The sequence below is a fragment of the Acidobacteriota bacterium genome (assembly GCA_040752915.1).
GTDB lineage: Bacteria > Acidobacteriota > UBA4820 > UBA4820 > DSQY01 > JBFLVU01.
Genome location: JBFMHB010000140.1, coordinates 1 through 2,416 on the forward strand (window position 1 = coordinate 1; position 2,416 = coordinate 2,416).

Genomic DNA, 2,416 nt, shown 5'->3' on the forward strand with positions numbered 1-2,416 from the left:
CCGAAGAATCCGGCCCGCCCGAAGGGCGGACGGGGCGAAGGGCCGGGGCGGAGAAGCGCGTGCGCTTCGACGGAATGGCCGAGCCCCGGAGGAGGCGCCGAAGGCGCCGGGCCGGATGGGGAGAAGGGTATTGGGAAATTGGGATTTGAGATTTGAGATTTGGGATTTGGGATTTGGGAGTGGCGGCGCTACCTGCCCCAGTCGCGGGGGTAGCGGAAGTCGATGCCGATGGTGCGGTGGGAGAGCTTGCAGATGACGGGCAGGCGGCGCTTGAACTGGCTGGCCTCGATCATGCGGAGCACCTTGGCGACGCGGTCGAGGGGGACGCCCGCCGCGGAGGCCGTCTCCTCCATGGTGCAGCGCTCGTCCACGAGAAGGTAGAGGATGGCGTCGGCCTCGGCGTAGGTCAGGCCCATCTCGGCCTCGTCGGTCTGGCCCTTCCAGAGGTCCGCCGACGGGGCCTTGGTCACCACCGGGTCGGGCAGGCCGAGGTGGCGCGCCAACTGCCACACCTGGGTCTTGTACAGGTCCCCGATGGGGTTGAGGGAGGAGGCCATGTCCCCGTACCAGGTGCCGTAGCCCAGGAGGAGTTCGGTCTTGTTGGAGGTCCCCAGCACGAGGGCCCGCTCGCGGGCCGAGAGGTCGAAGAGGACGGCCATGCGCGTCCGGGCCATGTGGTTCCCGCGCCGCAGGGGCGTGGCCTCGTCCCGACCCGCGAAGTAGGCGTCCACCATGGGGGTGATGTCCACCCGCTCGGAGGGCACGCCGAGGAGCGACAGGACCGAGTCGGCGTCCTGCTCGGAGCGGGGGTCGCTGGTGCGGTAGGGCATCTTGACGGCGAGCACGGCCTCGGGCCCCACGGCCCGGACCGCCAGGGCGCAGGAGAGGGCCGAATCCACCCCGCCCGAGAGCCCCACCACGAAGCGCCGGAAGCCGGTCTTGCGGAGTTCCTCCTCGAGGAAGCGCTGGGTGATGGAAAGGGCGAGGTCCGCGTGGACGGGAGGGGGATAGGGCCGGTTCATGGGCCGCTCCGATCCGGGGCGCCGGCCCGGCTCACCAGACGTTCGAGGTGCCTCAGGACGAGTTCGGGCTTTTCGTCCCGCAAGAGGGGCGTGAGGGTGCGGGCCCGCCGCACCCGGCCCAGGTCCAGGTCGGCCCGGTAGACGGCCTCCCGGTTCTCGTCGCCGTCGAGGAGCAGGTCGCCGAAGGGATCGGAGACGTAGGAGCCCCCGGCGAAGGCCAGCCCGTCCTCGTACCCCACCCGGTTCACGTAGACCCAGTGCGTCGTGAGGAACTGGCTCAGGGTCTGGCCCACCCGCTCCCAGGTGCGCACCGAGGCGGCCTCGCTCCCGCTCACGGCCAGGCCCCTCCCGGGGCTCCCCGCCGTCACCAGGAGGGTGTGGGCCCCTTGGAGGGCCAGGAGGTAGGGCGCCGAAAGGTGCCAGGCGTCCTCGCAGATCAGGAGGCCCATGCGCCCGAAGCGGGTCTCGAAGGCTTCGAAGGAGGCCCCGGGGGCGAAATACCGGCCCTCGTCGAACATGCCGTAGGTCGGGAGGTAGACCTTGCGATGGGCGTGCAGGATCCGCCCCCCCGAGAGATAGAGGGCGGTGTTGTGGAAGAGGAACTGGGGGCTCTGCTCCACGAGCCCGACCACCACGTCCCGCTCCCGGCTGGCCTCCACCAGGGGCTTCAGGAACCCCCCTTCGGTCACGGGAAGGGCCACCTCCGCCACGAGGTCCTGGAGGAGGTACCCCGTAAGGGACAGTTCGGGAAAGACCACCAGGTCGGCCTGCCGGGCCTCGGGGGTCTGGAGCCATTCGAGGTGGCGCTCCAGGTTGGACCGCAGGAGCCCGAGGGCGGGGGCCATCTGGACCAGGGCGCAACGGACCGAAGGTTCCACGGCTGCCTCCTCGCCGAGTATACGAAAGGGACCCCCCGGGGGCAACCGGAGGGGGTGCAAACCCCTCTCTAACAAGAGGCTAAGGATACTTGACAAGGCTCTAGTCAGATTATATAATTAGCAATCTGAGGCGACTGTTGCTAAACCACTCTGACGACGGAGGAGGCATTGCCATGAAGGTGAAACCGCTGCATGACCGGGTTCTGATCAAGCGCCTGGAAGCCAAGGAGATGGTTCGCGGAGGCATCATCATCCCCGACACGGCCAAGGAGAAGCCCATGGAAGGCGAGGTCATCTCCGCCGGTCCCGGGCGCCTGGATGACCAGGGCAAGCGCATGCCCATGTCCGTGAAAGCCGGCGACAAGGTTCTCGTGGGCAAGTACGCCGGCACCGAGATCAAGATCGACGACGTGGAACACGTGGTCGTCCGCGAGGACGAGATCCTGGGCATCGTGGAATAAGAGTCGAGAGACGGAGGCAGTACCATGGCGAAAGAAATCATCTATTCGACCCAGT

The 2,416-nt window shown here is 67.8% G+C and carries 3 protein-coding genes; 1 reads left to right on the forward strand and 2 read right to left on the reverse strand.

The features are described 5' to 3' along the window. Window positions 1-188 precede the first annotated feature (188 nt). Window positions 189-1,022, reverse strand: a complete 834-nt coding sequence (locus tag AB1824_13515) for an NAD+ synthase (GenBank protein MEW5765977.1) — start codon at window positions 1,020-1,022, stop codon at window positions 189-191. Continuing rightward, complete coding sequence (locus AB1824_13520) at window positions 1,019-1,900, reverse strand: nitrilase-related carbon-nitrogen hydrolase (GenBank protein ID MEW5765978.1); 882 nt, start codon at window positions 1,898-1,900, stop codon at window positions 1,019-1,021. Before AB1824_13520 ends, AB1824_13515 begins: the two co-directional genes overlap by 4 nt. 173 nt (window positions 1,901-2,073) lie before the next feature. Here AB1824_13520 and AB1824_13525 point away from each other — a divergent pair, with 173 nt between their 5' ends. Continuing rightward, a complete protein-coding gene (locus AB1824_13525; GenBank protein ID MEW5765979.1) occupies window positions 2,074-2,361 on the forward strand; it encodes a co-chaperone GroES in 288 nt (95 codons plus the stop codon). The last annotated feature ends 55 nt before the right edge of the window (window positions 2,362-2,416 follow it).